This is a genomic window from Sporolactobacillus terrae (genome assembly GCF_019930545.1).
GTDB lineage: Bacteria > Bacillota > Bacilli > Bacillales > Sporolactobacillaceae > Sporolactobacillus > Sporolactobacillus terrae.
The window spans coordinates 796819-814124 of record NZ_CP082837.1 but is presented as its reverse complement, the minus strand read 5'-3'; the positions used below and the strand labels follow the sequence as shown (position 1 = coordinate 814124).

The window sequence follows — 17306 nt, the reverse complement described above, 5'->3', positions numbered from 1 at the left end:
CAACATTTTCACTGTTCCTCGATTAATAGAAACAAACCCTATTGTTTGTATTCTACACATTGGAGCAATTCCCTTTTAATTTAATCGTCTAAAATAACCTGATGCATGACAGCATCTGCTGGTCTTAGCCCTTGCTTTTTAAAGCAAATGCGCTCATAATCAGCCAAAAAGTATTACTCATTACTAATAGTCTTAACTATTTAATAGTCTACACCAAGATGAATAACTAGAAAAGATCTATTTAACTATTTCAACAAAGTATCCGTACTTTGTTGACGTTTTCACGGTTTGTTTGAGCTTTCTTGTGAAGATTGTCCTACGTCTTCTGGAACAAAATAGGAGCCGACACTAAGATGGATCGTTCCGCGCTGATCTTTGGGCAGATTGGCTACAATTTCCGGATACAGTTTAATATTTTTTACAAACGTTCGCGTGCTGGCGACCACTTGGTTTCCATCATTCATGTACAAAACAAGATCTTCATTGTTTTCTGATGCCTTTATGTAGTGAATATCAGAAATGTTATGTGCCATTTGTTTTGATATGCCCGACAAACCTTCAGCAACCTTTTTTATCGCGTCTTGCTCTGAAAAGCCAATGAGTACCGGTGCGTCAAAAGGAAACGTTCCTTTTGATAGTTTATTCAGCATCGCACCATTTTGAAGGATCGGGTAGTAGCCGTCGTTTTTCTGCAGGTATGCCTTGCGCGTGTATTCTCTGATGCTTAATGTCACATGGTTGGGAAATTTCTTCTTAATCGTAACCGAGCGAACCGCCGGCAATTTTTTAATTTTGCGTGTAACGGCCTTTTCCCCAATATCCCATATATGTGTTTTATTCGAGATGCCGCTCGCTTTTATGACGCGCGCACTGCTCGTAATTTGTTCCCCCTGTACGGTAATCGATTGTACCCGGCTTAACGGAGATTGAATATAAACGACGATGAGGACCAAGAGAAAAAAGACAGTCGCATAAAGCGCAAAACGCCGATTTGCTTTCTGTTTTCGCTCTTTTTTTAATTGGGGCAGTCGATCTTCCAGTGCGACAACCTTTTTCTTGTCCATGGGACATGTTCCTCCTCATTTGATGGCAAGACCATTTTCTATGGCAGCACCATGCTCTGTCTTTTTCTCATGAGTCTATTGTATTTTTTTTTGTGAAAAACAGCAAACCCTGCGTTAAGCAGGGTTTGTTTCGCACATATAGCGGACGCTTAATGTGCGTGTTTGCTGACATTCAGCAGTATGCCGATCGATACCAACATTAAGGTTAATGAGGAACCGCCGTAACTGAGGAACGGCAGCGTAATTCCGGTAACGGGAATTAAACCCGTGACAACCGCAATATTGATCATGATCTGTATGGCGATCATCCCTGTAATGCCTACCGCGAGCAATGTTCCAAACAAATCCGGTGCCTTCATCGCGATTAAGATGCCCCTCCACAAAAGAAGAAAGAAAAGCACGAGTACAAAGGATGCACCAATGAAACCAAGCTCTTCCGAAACAATCGAAAAAATAAAATCCGTTTGCGGCTCAGGAAGATACTGATATTTTTGTCTGCTCTGGCCCAATCCAAACCCAAGTAAGCCGCCCGGGCCAATCGCAAGCAGCGACTGGATGATTTGGAAGCCGCCCTGCTTCGGATCTTGCCACGGGTCAACAAATGAGGTCAAGCGCTTAATGCGGTATGGAGCAGATACAATTAGGCCCACAAATCCAAGAACTCCGAGTGATCCCATCATGACGAAATGCTTAATCCGCGCTCCGGCAATGAAAATCATGATCACACAAGTCAGCACAAGAACCATCCCTGTTCCTAGATCCGGTTGGAGCATAATAAGCCCAAAAGCAAGGAGTACCGGTAAAAACGATCGGACAAGCCCTCTCCAGAAGTTGGGAAGCAACGATTGATGTTCGGAAAGAGACTTGGCTAAAAAGATAATCAGCGCCACTTTCGTAAATTCAGAAGGCTGAATTGAGAACGCGCCAACCCCTAGCCAGCTACGTGCCCCGCCTCGCGCAAGACCAACGCCTGGAATTAAGACCACGCAAAGCAAAACATAGCATGCGATTAAAGCAAGCTTTGCCCACGCCCCCCAGAAATGATAGTCGATACGCATCACAGCAAACATTAATCCGACGCCAACGACAGCGAAAAGCAACTGTCGTTTTAAAAAATACAAAGAATCGCCGAATTGGCTTGCAGCTTTAACGGCACTAGCACTGTAAACCATCGTAAGCCCAAGGATGAGCAAGGTGAATGCGATCCCAAGCAGAATGAGATCCGGCGACTGACGATACTTGCGCATGTGCAACACTCCGTTCAGATCGGGGACCCAAATTGCCGACACCAAACCTTACCCGGCCTGTCCCCTTATCTAAACTTATTCACTTCTGCGATAAAAATGTCACCGCGCTGTTCAAAAGATTTGTATTGATCCCAGCTTGCGCAAGCAGGTGAAAGCAAGATGACGTCACCCGGTTGTGACAATGCGAATGCTTCAGGAACTGCAGCCTCAACATTTTCCACTTCTTTAATGAGCGGTATCTTGGCTTTCAAACAGGCATCTTTCAATTTTTGTTGGGTTTCTCCAAACAAAAGTACTGCTTTAATCGGCGCTTTGACAAGATCGGGAACCAGAACATCAAAGCTATTCCCACGATCAAGTCCACCAGCAAGCAATACAATCTCTTTTTTTGGGAACGCATGCAACGCTTTTGAAGTAGCAATACTGTTTGTTGCTTTTGAATCATTGTAGACCGTACGTCCTTGGACAACCCCGACATATTCCAGACGGTGACGCACGCCCTTAAAAGAGCGTAGAACATCGGCCATATGCTGAACTGAAACGCCGTATACACCTGCAACGGCTACTGCAGCCAAAGCATTCATCAGGTTATGCTCTCCAGGAAGCCCCATCTCTTCCACTTTCATGATCGCCTGATCTTTGAAATAAATCGTTTCTTCTGAAACATATACACCATTTGCTACTTTTTGTTTTAGTGAAAAAGGTACTTTTTTTGCTTTTGTTTTCTCGGCGATGAACTGAACTACCCGCTTGCTGTCTGCGTTATAAACCAGCGCGTCATCTGCCGTCTGATTAACCGTAATCTGTGCTTTTGCCTTCGCGTAGTTTTCAACGGTTCCATGATAATCCAAATGATGGTCGAAGATATTCAAGACAACCGCAACATGCGGGTGAAAATCTATCGTCCCTTGAAGCTGAAAGCTGGAAAGTTCGGCGACAATCACATTTTTCTCGTTCGCCTTTTGAACAACCGAAGTCAAAGCCGTGCCGATATTTCCGGCAACAATTGGTTCATAGGCGGATCCCTTCATCATTTCGCCAATAAGCATGGTTGTTGTGGTTTTTCCGTTTGATCCGGTAATGCCAATAAATTGTGCATCGGCAAGCCGACCGGCGATTTCAACTTCCGTAACCACGGGGATACCGAGCGTTTCTGCACGTTTAATCATCGGATTTGAATATGGAATCCCTGGATTTTTGATCATCAACGCCGTCGTTTGATCAATGAGTTCTAATGGATGGCCGCCGTCAACGATCCGTACACCCAGTTTGACAAGCGCCTTAGCGTGCTCATTCTGGCTTAAGTCGCCACGATCATTAACGGTCACATCGGCGCCAAGTTCATTCATCAATTTAGCGGCAGCATATCCGCTTTTGGCTAACCCGAGCACAAGAACTTTTTTATTTGCAAATGTATCCAATGCTTTCAATTGATCATCCCCACCTTCAAATAGATTCCAATTACAGCAAGGGCCAGCCCAACCAGCCAGAATACCGTAACAACCTTCCATTCAGACCATCCGGTCAATTCAAAGTGATGATGAATCGGACTCATTTTGAAGATACGCCGTCCAGTTGTTTTAAATGAAATGACTTGTATAATGACAGACAATGTTTCAATCGCAAACACACCGCCAATAATGGCCAGAAGAATTTCTGTATTTGTCAAAATCGCCATACCGGCAAGTGCACCGCCGATAGCAAGCGATCCGGTATCGCCCATGAACACACGAGCAGGATGGGCATTAAAAATGAGAAAACCCAGCAGCGCACCCAGCATCACCATCGCAAAAACAGCAACACCAAGATTCATGGCGTACCATGAAATGACGGCATACGCAGCAAAAGCGATGATGGATAGCCCGGTCAGCAATCCGTCCATGCCATCCGTCAAATTCGTTGCATTTGGAACACCGATCAATAGAAAAACAACAAATACCGGATAAAACCAAGAAAGATTGATCATAACATTTGTACCCGGGAACGACAGATAAGTCGAATAATCATAGGAGGTGAAAATGAACCAGAAAACCACAGAAATAACAATTTGCGCGGCCATTTTCTGTTTCGAAGTCAGTCCCATATTTCGTTTCATGACAATCTTAATAAAATCATCAAGTAATCCAACAAGCCCGAACCCAAAGGTCACAAAGAGCAGCATGTAAGTTTCCGGTGTTGTTACATGGTATTTAAGGCCCATAACCAGAATTCCGATGAGCAGTCCAATCAAGAAAATAACACCGCCCATTGTTGGTGTTCCGCTCTTTTTTTGATGACTCTGCGGCCCTTCCTCACGGATATACTGACCAAAGTGAAGTCTCCGCAGCATCGGGATAAAAAAAGGTGCAAAAACAAGGGTTACAAGAAAAGAGATCGATAAACCAAATAATAATGTCAATGTCATAAATCCTTTCGCTCCTTTAAAATACGCGGCATACAATTATCTCGATCATATCAAAAGATTCGTTAGTCTGCAGGCGCTTCTGCCTGAAGATGGCTGGAGAGTTGTTCAAGTGCCATTCGCCGCGACGCTTTAAACAACATAACAGTCCTCGCATCCAGAAGCGATTGAAGGTACGGAAGTGCTTCTTTCTTCGTTTTATAGACGCGAACCTCAACGGCAGAATCGCTGCTTTGTTCGCGTAAACCATCAGCAATCCAAGCCCCTTTGTCGCCAATGGTAACTACATGTGTTAACGGTGGCGTCAATTCTGCTGCAACACCTTTATGCATGACTTTCTCATTTTTTCCAAGCTCATACATATCGCCAAGCACAGCAACACGCCGATCATATCCAGACAAATTTTTCAATGTTTCAAGCGATGCCTTCATTGATGTCGGATTCGCGTTATAGCAATCGTTAATGAGCAAAGAGCCGTTCAGTCCGTTTATTCGTTCAAACCGCAAATGGGTCAGTTGCAAATGTGCGAGCCCATGACGAATCGTGTCAACTTCTGTGCCGATGACTCGAGCAGCTGCAAAGCTGAGCGCTGCGTTTTTCACATTATGCTTGCCAAGCACCGGCAGATCAAACGGATGTTTCTGTCCTCTTAGAGAGAATCGCGTACCCGTCAGCGACTCCTCGACATCCTCAATATGCCAATTATTATGATCGCCATAACCGCAACGCACAATCTGAAAAGCGTTGGTCTGAACAGGGGCAAGCAGCGGTTCGTCACCGTCAATGATCAGCGTTCCATGTTTCTTCAAGCCATTTACGATTTCGAGTTTTGCCTTAGCAATGCCCGCACGGCTGCCAAGATATTCGATATGCGACTCGCCGATATTCGTGATCAATGCAACATTCGGTTTGGCGATCTGGCTGAGAAAAGTCAGTTCGCCAAAATGATTCATCCCCATTTCCAGCACGAGAACCTCTGTGTCCTCAGGCATCGCAAGGATCGTCAACGGAACGCCGATATGATTATTCAAATTTCCTTGCGTTTTAAATGTCCGAAACGCGCCTTGAAGGATGCTGTAGAGCATGTCCTTGGTCGTCGTTTTCCCATTAGATCCGGTAACCGCGATGACCTTTGGCTGCACTTGATTCAGATAACTCTTCGCCATGTTCTGAAGTGCTTTTAACGTATCGCGAACGAGAAAGAGAGGAAAATTCGCGGGCAGATCCTGCGGAAGAGGCTCCCTTTCCATCCAGAGCGCTGCTGAAGCTCCATTTTCAATGGCCTTATTGATGAACTGATGACCGTTGAAATGATCGCCGATTAAAGGTACAAAAAGGCTGTTTCGATGCGGCTTGCGGCTGTCTGTCATGATCGCCAAGCGACCGATCAAATGATCGGCAGATCCGATCGATTGAATCGCTTGACCTCTGATTATATCGATACCAATACTCATTGGTTACGCTCCCTTAATGCGAACAGTACGTCCGTTTATTCATTCCGATTCAATCGTTCAAGAATTGCTTTGCGTGCTTCTTCTCGATCGTCAAAATGGTGTTTTGTTGTTCCGATAATCTGATAGTCCTCATGCCCTTTACCGGCGATCAATAGAATATCTCCGCTATCAGCTTCATTTACCGCATCGCGAATGGCTTCTCGGCGGTCGGGAATTTTTCGATAGTCCCGACCCTTTACGCCGGCTTCCATTTCCAGCAGAATTTGCTCGGGATCCTCGGTTCGCGGATTATCAGCAGTTAGAATAGCAAGATCGCTGTTATCCACAGCAATTTTTGCCATAATCGGTCGTTTGCCACGCTCACGATCACCGCCGCAGCCTGCAATCGTAATCACACGCTTTCGAGCAAATTCTTTGATCGTGCTCAGGGCATTTTCTAAGCTGTCCGGGGTATGCGAGTAATCGACAATGACTGTGAAATCCTGACCGGCATCAACGGGTTCAAATCGTCCTGCCACGCCTTTAATTTGTTCCACTGTATGAATCATAGCTTCTAGAGCGATCCCTGAAACGGAACAAGCAGCAAGCGCCGCAAGCACATTATAGACACTGAATTTGCCGATCAGTTTCATTGAAACCGGGTAACTACGACCGGCGTTTTCTAGAATAAACGCCGTTCCCGATGGATTAATTTTGATTGCCTTCGCGCGAAAATCTGCGGAATGATTAATTCCGTAGGTAATCACATGAGCCGCAGTCATGTGTTTATAGACCTCTGATGCAGGATCATCTACATTCAAAACTGCAGCCCTTTTCTGTCCAATGCCGTAGCAATTTCCAAGCTGCGAAAAAAGTAGACTCTTTGCATACATGTAGTCTTTCATCGTTCCATGAAGATCCAAATGGTCCTCAGTTAAATTCGTAAAAACACCTACATTAAAGGCGCAACCATGTAATCGACCATCATAAAGCGCGTTCGAGGAAGCTTCCAGAACGACCGAGACTGCCCCTTCAGCCTTCATTTTCGCTAAATTTTGATGAATTAAATGGACTTCAGGTGTAGTATTCTGGACCGGAATCGATTTATTTTTATAATGCATACCCATTGTACCAATTAAACCGGTATTTATGCCGGCCGCTTCTTGAATTGCCTGCACAAGGTACGTAATGGTTGTCTTCCCATTCGTTCCTGTAACACCGAGCAGAAACAAATCATGGCTCGGCTGCCCATAAAAATAATCCGAGATCATGGCCAGTGCACGGTGCGTATCGTTCACCCGAATCACCGGGATAGAAACATCAACTGCATCTTGAGCAACAATCGCTGATGCACCGCTCGCTTGCGCTTGTTGCGCAAAACGATGGCCGTCAACGTGATGACCTTTTATACAAAAGAATAGTGATCCGGGCTTTACCAATCTCGAATCAATCATAAGCTCATCAATCTCAGGGTTTCCTGCTCCTTCTTGTCTGAAAATATCAAGTGCCTTCAGGCAATCGGAAAGTTTCATTATTTGACACGTCCCTCGTCATCTTAATGTCAAAGCGGTGCACTGCTTCAGCACACGCTGAAACAGCGTTTTTTCAAGGTTAATGCATGATCAAGACCAGGCACAGCCCCCCGCTTAGTTATGTATGCTCGGGGAGCCGGCATTACGCGCACCGGCTCCCGAACGTCCATTGCTTATTTTAATCGTCTGCCTTCTTTTTGTCACCTAAGTACACCATTATTGTTGAACCTTGTTTGACCTTAATTCCTGGTTTCGGCGATTGCATGGTCACAACATCGCCATCACCTTTTGTTTCAAGTTTTAAGTTAAACAGGGCATTTCGCAAATCGTTTTTATCCATACCCTTAAGATCCGGAATTTTAATCATCGGCTGATCTGGATAGCGCACTTCTTTCTCAAGACCGCCTTTTTGTTTCTTGACCCCCATCGCACTCAGACTGTCGCCAATGATTCGTCCGGCAATCGGTGCAGAGACGGTACCGCCAAATTGAACGGTATTTTTGGGATGGTCAATTGAGACATAAACAGCAATTTTCGGATTATCTGCCGGCGCAAAGCCCATAAAAGACACAATATAATCATTACTCAAGTAGCGTCCCGTTTTCGGATCTACTTTTTGTGCGGTACCTGTTTTTCCTCCTACACGATAGCCTTGAACAAACGCATTTCGGCCGGTTCCTTGAGCAACAACACTTTCAAGCGTATCTCGCACCTGCTTGGACGTATTCTCAGAGATCACTTTTCGCTTCATGACGGGTTCAATGCGGTTGATGACCTTGCCGGTATCTGTGTCTACCCACGCTTTTGCAAGTTGCGGCTGATAGAGGTACCCGCCGTTGATCGCAGCGGATACTGCAGTTATTTGCTGAATCGGGGTGACCGAAACCCCTTGACCGAATGCTGTCGTTGCAGCTTCCAGCGGTCCGATCTTATCTTTGTTGAACAAGATCCCTTTCGCTTCGCCTTGAAGATCAATCCCCGTTTTGACGCCGAAGCCAAATTTATCAATATAAGAAAACAATTTGTCCTTCCCGATTCGCTCGCCCAAAGCGACAAAACCAGGGTTGCAGGAATTCTGAACGACTTCCAAAAATGACTCGGAGCCATGCCCGCCTTTCTTCCAGCAGTGAAGATGTGCCCCGCCAACCTCAATAGAACCTGAATCATAAAAATGATCCTTTTTAAGGTCAACGGCTTTCTCCTGAAGTGCTGCTGAAAGCGTGATAACTTTAAATGTTGAACCGGGTTCATAGGTCTTCCAAATCGGCAAGTTGTGATTATACACGTCCGGTGAAACGGTCTTATATTTTTCGGGATTATAATCTGGTTTCGATGACATGCCGAGTATTGCACCGGTATTCGGATCCATAGCAATCGCCAAAGCACTATCCGGATGATAAGCAGCAACAGCATTGTTCAACTCGCGCTCTACGATGGACTGCACACGTGAATCAACGGTCAGCATTAGACTCGCACCGCTTTTGGGCGGAATATACTCATCCTTGAGATCAGACATTCGATTCCCGTTCACGTCTGAGAAAAAGGCAACATGTCCGTCTTTTCCTTCCAAACCTTCATTGTAGTAGGATTCCAGTCCGGTAAGACCTTGATTGTCAATGCCGGCAAACCCTAGTACATGGGCCAAAAAGTTTCCTTTTGGATAGTCCCGTTTAAAATCTTCAGCAACAAAGACGCCTGGAAGGCCCAGTGCTTTCACTTCGGCTGCCTTCTCATTTGAGATTTTTCTTCCCTCGGGGGTAATGCGGACAATGGACTCGTTTTTTGAGATTTTCTCATACGCGCGCTTCTTGCTCATGTTCAGTACAGAAGACAGCTGATCCGCTGTCTTATTTTTATCCTTGACTTGACGGGGGACAACCAAGACAGACGGACTGCTCACATTAGTCGCCAGCACCTTGCCTCGAGTATCCAAGATTCGTCCACGTTCGGCCTCATAGGGAATTTCTCTGCTCCACGAATTCAGTGCGTAATTCATCAGCCAATTATTTTCAAAGATCTGCAAATAAGCAAGTCTCGCAATAAAGATTGCAAAAGCAATCAATCCAATCGTCAAAAAAAACAACAACCGTCTTTTGACGGTCACGTTCGAAATACGCACAGGTAAGCCTCCCTCCTATCTTCCTTGTCCTACCCATATGAGCAGTTCAAGAAAAATAGAACGAGCTTCCAATGATTTACGGGTTATCTGAGGTTCCCGACTCAGAAGCGGACGATGTTGCCGGCACATGTGATGCACCTTCCGACGAGTTCTTCTTTTCGCCTGTCAAAGTGACGGTCAGCGTGCGTCCTGCTTTCAACTCTGCACCTTTTGGAATACTTTGATCCGATGCAAAGCCATTGCCCTTAGTCACGAGCTTAAGCTCTTCCAAATCCGCCAGTTTCATGATATCGGCCATAGACCAACCGCTTAAATCAGGCATCTTCTTTTGCACATCGCCGGATAAGATGAATTTACTGCCGGCGTACACGCGTTCTCCCGGATAAGGCAACTGATTTCGAATCGTTCCTGAGCCAATTTGAATCGGAACGATGCCTTTTGCCTTTAGAGCATTCGCCGTTTCTTCCATACTTTGTCCGGTATAATCGGCCGCTTTGACAGAAGAAAGTTTGGTCTTCTCCGTTGCCGTGCTTGCTTTTTTGTCTACTTGAAGATATTGAAGTGCACTGGTCATCACTGGGCGCACAATGTCGGCCACCGGCTCAGGTCCCAGTTCGGTTGCTTTAAGCTGCGGTTGTTTGACTGCAACATAAACGATCAACTTCGGGTCTTTTTCAGGTGCCATACCTAGAAAAGAGTGGATGTAATTATTTTTGCCATATAAATAGTTCCCGTTTAAGGAGATCTGCGCAGTGCCTGTTTTGCCAATAACGTCATATCCAGGGAGATCATAATTCAGGCCGGTCGCACTTGTCCCGTTGACGACATTTTTGTCTGTTACTACTTTGCGCATCAGCGCTCGAGTCTGTTCAGCAGCTGAGGCAGAAATCGGATGTCCAGTAACAACCGGCTTGTGCTGCAACACGGTCTTGTTCGTCTCTGGATTCACAACATGATCGACGATATAGGGACGCATCATTTTCCCGTTGTTTGCAACCGCAGTCGCAGCTTGAACGATCTGCATCGCTGTGAACGCTGAGGCTTGTCCAAATGAAGCCTCCAATTTATCTAGTCTCCAGCGCCAATTGACAACGCTTGAGCGCTCGCCAGGGAGATCAATGCCTGTTTTTTGCATGAAACCAAATTTACGCAAATAATCGCTCAGCTTGTCCGTTCCCAAATATTTATCGGTCAACACTGCCATCCCTACATTTGATGACAATTCAAATCCTTGGTCAAACGTGATCGTTCCCCAGCCTTGACGCCGCCAATCATGAATTGTCCCGCCATCTGTTTTGTAGTCACCGGATGCATAGGTCGCCGAACCATTGTACACGCCAGCGTCAATGGCCGATGCTACCGTAAATGTCTTCATGACCGAACCAGGTTCGTAAGGAAGTGCGATCGGTGCATTGCTGAACTGCTTAATGTCGCGCTTATTCGGGTTAAAAGTCGGGTAACTGGACATTGCCAATAGTTTCCCTGTTTTAGGATCAGCTACAACACCAATTATATTTTCCGGCTTGTATTTTTCCTGAACACTGGACATCGTTTGATCCAAAACCGTTTGAATTCGTGAATTCAGCGTCAGATAAACATTTTTGCCAGGAACGGACTTTGTCATTTTCTGTTTTTCATCCGGGATGGGAACACCGGTAAGGCTGCGGTAATAACGAATGGATCCGTCTTTTTCCGTTAAATAGTTGTCCAGTGATTGTTCAATGCCAAACACACCTTTTTGCTGATTTTTTTCCGAGTTCATTTGCGTAAAACCAAGTGTGTAGGCAGCACTTGACTGATTCGGATAATAGCGCTTCGATTCCGTAATATAACCAATCCCCGGAAGCTTTAATTGATCAATGGCCTGTTTTGTCTTATAGCTCAGCATCTTGCCCTTAGCTCCGAATTCTACCTGATAAACATTTTTATTGAGTCTTTGTAGAATATCCGAGACCTTCATTCCTAAGATCGGTGCCAGCTTCTCTGCTGTTTTTTGCTTATTCTTCACATAGTTATCACTTTTCGGGCTTAAAATCGCATACAACGTGTAAGCAGGAACATCTTCAGCAAGAATTCGTCCGTTCGAAGAATAAATGGTTCCTCTTTTTTCATCGACAACCTTATACTGCGACCACTGTTTTTCACCGAGTTGCAAAAGATTATGGTTATCAATTTTTTTCCCCTGAGCGATGTAAACGAAGCGCCCAATAATGACAAAAAAAGCCAGCATGAAAATCGTGCCGACTATTCCTGTCCAAAAGCTTATTAATCTTCTTTTGCTTTGATTCATGGGAGCAAACCACCTTAAGGAAGTACTTTGACGTTTTCAATGTCCAGTTTTAACCCAAGTTCCTTTTCCGCAAATCGAACAATGCGTTCCGGCGAACTTAAGCTGTCCGATTCTGCTTTCAATTGCTGGGTCACTTTTGCTTGTTCATCAATTTTCGATTGGAGAGAAGCAACATCTTTTGATGCGATGTACAATTTTGCTTGATTCGCAACGAGCAGTAGTGCCATAGCAAAGATCATGATACCGGCCATCGCCCACAGCGCTTTCTCACCCTTCGTCACGCGCCGGGTAATGACAACTTGTCTCTGGCGCGGTGCCGCTTCAACATACTCCTGCCTTTGTACTTTATACGCTTGCTGACTGAGATTCATTGCTCCTCATCCTCCTCAATAGATCTGATTTTTTCTGCAACTCTTAGCTTTGCGGAATGTGATCGACGATTTTCTAAAACTTCTTTCTGTGAAGGTATTATCGGTTTTCTGCTCACTTTTTTCAAAACTGGTAAAAAAGTTTTCGGTACAACTGGCAACCCGGGCGGCAATTCCGGGGGATCGCTGTATTTTTTGAAAAACTGTTTGCACAGTTTGTCCTCAAGTGATTGAAAGCTGATCACCGCAATTCTCCCGCCAATTTTCACCATGCGGAGCGACTGAGTCAGGGCTTCGTCAAAGCTTCCCAACTCATCATTGACGGCAATGCGCAAGGCTTGAAAGACACGTTTTGCCGGGTGGCCGCCTTTTCTGCGTGCCGGTGCAGGAATCGCTTCTTTAATCAGTTCCGTCAGCTGCTCGGTTGTCTCGATCGGGTGCTGCATACGTACTTTCTCAATTTTTCGTGCAATTGCTTTTGAGAACCGCTCTTCCCCATACAAGAAGAAAATTCGAGACAATTGCTCAAATGGCCATTCATTGACAATAACTGCCGCCGTTAAGGGCTGTGATCGATCCATGCGCATATCAAGCGGTCCATTGTGCTGATAGCTGAAACCACGATTTGCGTGGTCAAATTGCGGTGAGGATACGCCCAGATCAAACAGTATGCCGTCTACTTCCAACACACCATGCTGATGAAGTTCTTGTTCTAAATGTCTAAAGTTCGATTTGATAAACGTGATTTTTTCTGCGAAGGGCTTCAAGCGTTCGGAGGCAGCTTGAAGCGCCTCATCATCTTGATCAAATGCGTAGAGACGGCCTTGATCAAGCTGCGAAGCAATCGCTTCGCTGTGTCCGCCGCCGCCAAGCGTACAATCCACATAAATTCCATTTGGATTCACATTCAGTTCGTTAACTGCTTCATTCTTCAATACTGTTCTATGTTCAAACACTGCTACCGACTCCTATCTCAAAGAACACAAGCAGTTCATTGCCCTTAGAGGTCCAAATCAAGCAAGCTCTCCGAGATGTCATTGAAGGATTCTTCAGATTGTGCGAAATAGCGGCTCCACGTTTCTTGATCCCAAATCTCAAGACGCGTCGATACACCGATGACCACACAATCTTTCACTAATTTCGCATACTCACGGAGACTGTTGCCGATTGATACCCGACCCTGCTTGTCCAACGCGCTTTCACTGGCTCCCGAAAAAAAGAAACGCGTGAATGCACGTGCATCTTTTTTTGTAAAAGGAAGTGCCTTAAGTTTTTCTTCTATTCTGTGCCATTCATTCATTGGATAAACAAAAAGACACTGATCAAGGCCACGTGTGATGACAAAAGAGTCCCCGAGTTCATCGCGAAATTTTGCTGGAATGATGAGACGGCCTTTTGTGTCTATGTTGTGATTGAATTCTCCCATAAACAATAGAGCCGCCCCCTCTTTTGTTTTTACTTTACCACATTCCCCCACTTTCCACCACTTTATTTTTTATATTCGCTTAATTAGGGTTGTAATCCTTCCCAAATAAGAAAAACCGGGCTTGTCCGCCCCTTACTTCTGCAGACCGGTGGCTTTCGCGTTGGGTACAGGGCGTGACCGCGGCTGATCCAGAGTCGCTCCTCAGGGACCCGCATTTGCGCCGCTTAACTTTTAAAAGTTGTTTACTATGTATAAAAAAAGATCAGGTTTAACAAGAAACCCGATCTGAACGCTTGTACGCGAGTCTAACATCATGCATCGCGTCCCCTGCAACGGAAGTCCCAAACCATCAGCATGATTCTTTAATGGGGCGGCTTTCAAGATTCTTTGATCGCTGGAATTTCCTTCCTTGCCTGATCAACAACTTTGAATACATTAAGCAGTGATTCATAATTTTGTTTCATAACTGTATAATCACTTTTTAACTGCTGATAGGCAGATTCCAGCTGCTGCTTTTCGCGAAGCAGCTTTTCCTCTTCCTCAACATCAACATCACTTGACTGTTCCTTTAAATCAGTAAGAAAACGGATTAATTGATCGATTTCCGATTCAGAAATGTGCCGCTTCTGTTCCGGTATTTCGGCAAACGGATCCTTAAGTGGCTGAGATTCTAAATCTCCCTTTTTCTTCTTTTTTTTGCGCGCTTTGCGGATGGCTTTTGCTTCCTGCAATTCTTGCTCATATAACTTGCGAATCGATGAATTCCAACGAAAGCCGCAGGCTGCCGGCGTACGAGAGAGTATGCTTCCGGCCTCGGCAAATCCGGCAAGTTGTGTGCTGCCTTCTTTAATATGGCGCAGAATGATTTCTGCAAGTTTGACATCTTCTGCATGCATCCACGCGTCTTGTCTTATCGATGGCATTCTCTTCCCTCTTTTCTCTTAAATCTTGTTTGAGCTGTGCTCTTGTTTTATACCTTATGCTGTTGATAGGATCGGTAGAAGAAAACCGGCTTTTTTCTTTTGAGACAAGCGATAAAAAAGGGTAGAAAAAACCGGGCAAAAAGTGCCCGGTTATTGCTCTGTATGCAGTTTTTAACCATCAATTTTGTACCTGACGGGCGCCCCAGCTGCTCGCTTGCTGCGGGCAGTACGGGGGCAGCTCGCCTCAAAATGCTCGCAAACGCTTTTCATTGTCTGCACGTTTTGACTTTTGTTTTTCCAACGAAAAAAGAGCCGCTTGGGCTCCTCGCATGAATAGAAATTATTTCTCTACGACTTCTTCACCTTTATATGAGCCGCATGACGGGCACACACGGTGAGCTAATTTATATTCACCACAGTTGTCACACTTTACCATGCCTGGAACGGCCAGTTTAAAATGTGTACGACGCTTGTTTTTGCGTGTAGTAGACGTTCTTCTTTTTGGTACTGCCATGGATGACACCTCCTCAGACACTAATTAATCGTCAAAAAACTTTTTCAGTTTTTCCAACCTTGGATCAATCTGGTGCTTCGACGTTTCCTCATCAACAAGCGCCCAGTCATTCCCGGAGAGATGATCCTGAGCACGCGCTTTTTCACTGACTACTCGCATTGGTTTCTCAACCATAATTGCTTCAACGAGATAAGGGGTTAAATCAATTTGTTCATTCTCAATGGTATGGACAAATTCTCCCTCATCTTCGCTTGCATTCCCCGCCGTTAATAAAAATGTTTCGGCGCTATTGATTTGAAAGGGATAATCAACATCCTCCAACGTCATGGCACATGGGAGCACCATCGTTCCCGATAACCGCAGATGGAAGGTCAATGATCGTTTTGAAAATTCAACGACACCCTTAACCTCAACAGGTGATATGCTTCGTATTTCAGGATCCGAGCGAAACAATTCCAGAGGTAATACAACTTCTTTGTTAAAACTCAGTCCCTCATCTCGATACTGCATCAGATCAGGAACGGACCATGTTAAAGACATACTGAACCACCTCTAGACAACAAATGTTATTATAAGCCCCGCATAATAGAATGTCAATCCGCCGAGCTGCCTTAGTTAAGATTATCATAATAAGCGGACCCAGAGCAATTTCTCTTTTATTCGATGATTATGATAAAATGGGAACATTCATGATCTTGATTTCAAAAAGGATGAACGCATAATGATTATTGCCGGAATTATCGCCGAATATAACCCATTTCATAATGGACACCACTATCAGCTTGACACACTAAAGAAACAACTGCATCCTGATGTTGTCATTGTCGTCATGAGCGGGGATTTCGTACAAAGAGGCGAACCGGCACTTGTTTCAAAATGGCGACGCACACAAATGGCACTTCAAGCAGGTGCAGATCTTATCGTTGAACTTCCTTATGTCTATGCAGTCGGTAAGGCGGATGTTTTTGCTCGAGGCGCAGTCGCCATTCTGGATCGGCTCGGCGTAAATGCTTTACTCTTTAGCAGCGAAGATGGAAAAATTGCGCCTTTTATGAATACCCTTTCGCTGATTGAACAACATCAAACAGACTATGACACGAAATTAAATGAATCGATGAAACAGGGATTGAGTTACCCAAATGCCCATGCAGCTGCTTATCGAGCTATAGCCACTGACAAATCAATTGATCTCGTCGATTTAGCAAAACCGAATAACAGCCTTGGTTTTCAATACATCAGAGCCATTCGGCAGCGAAACAGTACGATAATACCGTACACCATTCCGAGACGTCAAGCACAGCACAACGATCAGAGCTGGGATCAAGCGAATGCTATAGCCAGCGCATCAAGCATCCGCAGCCATCTTGAGCAACAATCAATACAATCGATTAGCGATAAAGTACCTGATTTTGTTGCAGATCAACTAGAATTGGCTCATCGCGAGCAAGACTACGGAACTTGGGAACGCTTCTTTCCCTATTTGAAATATAAATTGATCTCCTCAGACAAAGAGCGGCTTCACGCTATTTATGAAATGGAAGAAGGCATTGAACATCGTTTGCAGTCGCAAATTCGTCATGCACACTCTTTTCAAGCGTTTATCTCGGCAGTTAAAACAAAGCGGTATACATGGGCGCGTCTGCAACGTCTCTCGGCACATATTTTGACGGATACACTGAAAAAGCAGGCGATTTCACTTGCTCTAGAAAGTGAGCCCGATGCGATCCGTCTGCTTGGAATGAACAGCGTCGGACAAGCATATCTGGCGAAGATTCGAAAGAAGATCTCGGTTCCAATTCTTTCCAAAATCCGCAATCACCGTTCAGATATGGTAGAACTCGATCTCAAAGCAGCTCAGATTTACGATTTCTTAACGATTAAAGACCCGACAAAGACAACCTACAGTGAAACAGGACATCCTCCGTTTCGCTATGATGAAACAACAGGACGATTTCTCAATGAGTAAATCGTCCTGTTTCAATCATATAT

At 45.0% G+C, this 17306-nt stretch carries 15 protein-coding genes; 1 reads left to right on the top strand and 14 read right to left on the bottom strand.

The window, feature by feature from the left end; all coding sequences use genetic code 11:
- Positions 1 to 281: 281 nt before the first annotated feature.
- The 14 genes from K7399_RS03680 to K7399_RS03615 form a co-directional block, all read right to left on the bottom strand.
- Positions 282 to 1064, bottom strand: a complete 783-nt coding sequence (locus K7399_RS03680; protein WP_028977879.1) for a cell division protein FtsQ/DivIB — start codon at positions 1062 to 1064, stop codon at positions 282 to 284.
- 149 nt (positions 1065 to 1213) lie between these two features.
- On the bottom strand, positions 1214 to 2311 hold the full coding sequence (gene spoVE, locus K7399_RS03675; RefSeq protein ID WP_028977878.1) for a stage V sporulation protein E: 1098 nt from the start codon (positions 2309 to 2311) through the stop codon (positions 1214 to 1216).
- Between the two features lie 65 nt (positions 2312 to 2376).
- Entirely contained in the window at positions 2377 to 3741 is a 1365-nt protein-coding gene (gene murD / locus K7399_RS03670; RefSeq protein WP_028977877.1) for a UDP-N-acetylmuramoyl-L-alanine--D-glutamate ligase, read from the bottom strand.
- Complete coding sequence (mraY, locus tag K7399_RS03665; protein ID WP_028977876.1) at positions 3738 to 4715, bottom strand: phospho-N-acetylmuramoyl-pentapeptide-transferase; 978 nt, start codon at positions 4713 to 4715, stop codon at positions 3738 to 3740. The genes murD and mraY overlap by 4 nt, the downstream gene beginning before the upstream one ends.
- Before the next feature lie 62 nt (positions 4716 to 4777).
- Positions 4778 to 6166, bottom strand: a complete 1389-nt coding sequence (locus tag K7399_RS03660) for a UDP-N-acetylmuramoyl-tripeptide--D-alanyl-D-alanine ligase (protein ID WP_028977875.1) — start codon at positions 6164 to 6166, stop codon at positions 4778 to 4780.
- 35 nt (positions 6167 to 6201) lie between these two features.
- On the bottom strand, positions 6202 to 7677 hold the full coding sequence (locus K7399_RS03655) for a UDP-N-acetylmuramoyl-L-alanyl-D-glutamate--2,6-diaminopimelate ligase (RefSeq protein ID WP_028977874.1): 1476 nt from the start codon (positions 7675 to 7677) through the stop codon (positions 6202 to 6204).
- Positions 7678 to 7855: 178 nt separating this feature from the next.
- A complete protein-coding gene (locus K7399_RS03650; protein ID WP_128166560.1) occupies positions 7856 to 9796 on the bottom strand; it encodes a stage V sporulation protein D in 1941 nt (646 codons plus the stop codon).
- Between the two features lie 76 nt (positions 9797 to 9872).
- Complete coding sequence (locus tag K7399_RS03645; protein ID WP_028977872.1) at positions 9873 to 12086, bottom strand: penicillin-binding protein; 2214 nt, start codon at positions 12084 to 12086, stop codon at positions 9873 to 9875.
- Between the two features lie 14 nt (positions 12087 to 12100).
- Positions 12101 to 12457: a cell division protein FtsL gene (ftsL, locus tag K7399_RS03640; protein WP_028977871.1), complete on the bottom strand. Its 357-nt coding sequence runs from the start codon at positions 12455 to 12457 to the stop codon at positions 12101 to 12103.
- A complete protein-coding gene (rsmH, locus tag K7399_RS03635; protein ID WP_028977870.1) occupies positions 12454 to 13410 on the bottom strand; it encodes a 16S rRNA (cytosine(1402)-N(4))-methyltransferase RsmH in 957 nt (318 codons plus the stop codon). Before rsmH ends, ftsL begins: the two co-directional genes overlap by 4 nt.
- A 44-nt stretch (positions 13411 to 13454) precedes the next feature.
- Positions 13455 to 13886: a division/cell wall cluster transcriptional repressor MraZ gene (gene mraZ / locus K7399_RS03630; protein WP_028977869.1), complete on the bottom strand. Its 432-nt coding sequence runs from the start codon at positions 13884 to 13886 to the stop codon at positions 13455 to 13457.
- Between the two features lie 371 nt (positions 13887 to 14257).
- Positions 14258 to 14803 carry a hypothetical protein gene (locus K7399_RS03625; protein WP_028977868.1) on the bottom strand — a complete coding sequence of 182 codons (546 nt, stop codon included), beginning with the start codon at positions 14801 to 14803 and terminating at the stop codon, positions 14258 to 14260.
- Between the two features lie 340 nt (positions 14804 to 15143).
- Positions 15144 to 15317 carry a 50S ribosomal protein L32 gene (gene rpmF / locus K7399_RS03620; RefSeq protein ID WP_010026240.1) on the bottom strand — a complete coding sequence of 58 codons (174 nt, stop codon included), beginning with the start codon at positions 15315 to 15317 and terminating at the stop codon, positions 15144 to 15146.
- 24 nt (positions 15318 to 15341) lie between these two features.
- On the bottom strand, positions 15342 to 15857 hold the full coding sequence (locus tag K7399_RS03615) for a YceD family protein (RefSeq protein WP_028977867.1): 516 nt from the start codon (positions 15855 to 15857) through the stop codon (positions 15342 to 15344).
- 181 nt (positions 15858 to 16038) lie between these two features.
- Between K7399_RS03615 and K7399_RS03610 the strand changes: the two genes are divergently transcribed.
- Positions 16039 to 17283, top strand: coding sequence for a nucleotidyltransferase (locus K7399_RS03610; protein ID WP_028977866.1), 1245 nt, complete (start codon positions 16039 to 16041; stop codon positions 17281 to 17283).
- Positions 17284 to 17306 lie beyond the last annotated feature (23 nt).

Coding starts and splice junctions, on each gene's coding strand:
- K7399_RS03680 (WP_028977879.1), bottom strand. CDS start 1,064: ATGGACAAGAAAAAGGTTGTCGCACTGGAAGATCGACTGCCCCAATTA.
- spoVE (WP_028977878.1), bottom strand. CDS start 2,311: ATGCGCAAGTATCGTCAGTCGCCGGATCTCATTCTGCTTGGGATCGCA.
- mraY (WP_028977876.1), bottom strand. CDS start 4,715: ATGACATTGACATTATTATTTGGTTTATCGATCTCTTTTCTTGTAACC.
- K7399_RS03660 (WP_028977875.1), bottom strand. CDS start 6,166: ATGAGTATTGGTATCGATATAATCAGAGGTCAAGCGATTCAATCGATC.
- K7399_RS03655 (WP_028977874.1), bottom strand. CDS start 7,677: ATGAAACTTTCCGATTGCCTGAAGGCACTTGATATTTTCAGACAAGAA.
- K7399_RS03645 (WP_028977872.1), bottom strand. CDS start 12,086: ATGAATCAAAGCAAAAGAAGATTAATAAGCTTTTGGACAGGAATAGTC.
- ftsL (WP_028977871.1), bottom strand. CDS start 12,457: ATGAATCTCAGTCAGCAAGCGTATAAAGTACAAAGGCAGGAGTATGTT.
- K7399_RS03625 (WP_028977868.1), bottom strand. CDS start 14,803: ATGCCATCGATAAGACAAGACGCGTGGATGCATGCAGAAGATGTCAAA.
- rpmF (WP_010026240.1), bottom strand. CDS start 15,317: ATGGCAGTACCAAAAAGAAGAACGTCTACTACACGCAAAAACAAGCGT.
- K7399_RS03615 (WP_028977867.1), bottom strand. CDS start 15,857: ATGTCTTTAACATGGTCCGTTCCTGATCTGATGCAGTATCGAGATGAG.
- K7399_RS03610 (WP_028977866.1), top strand. CDS start 16,039: ATGATTATTGCCGGAATTATCGCCGAATATAACCCATTTCATAATGGA.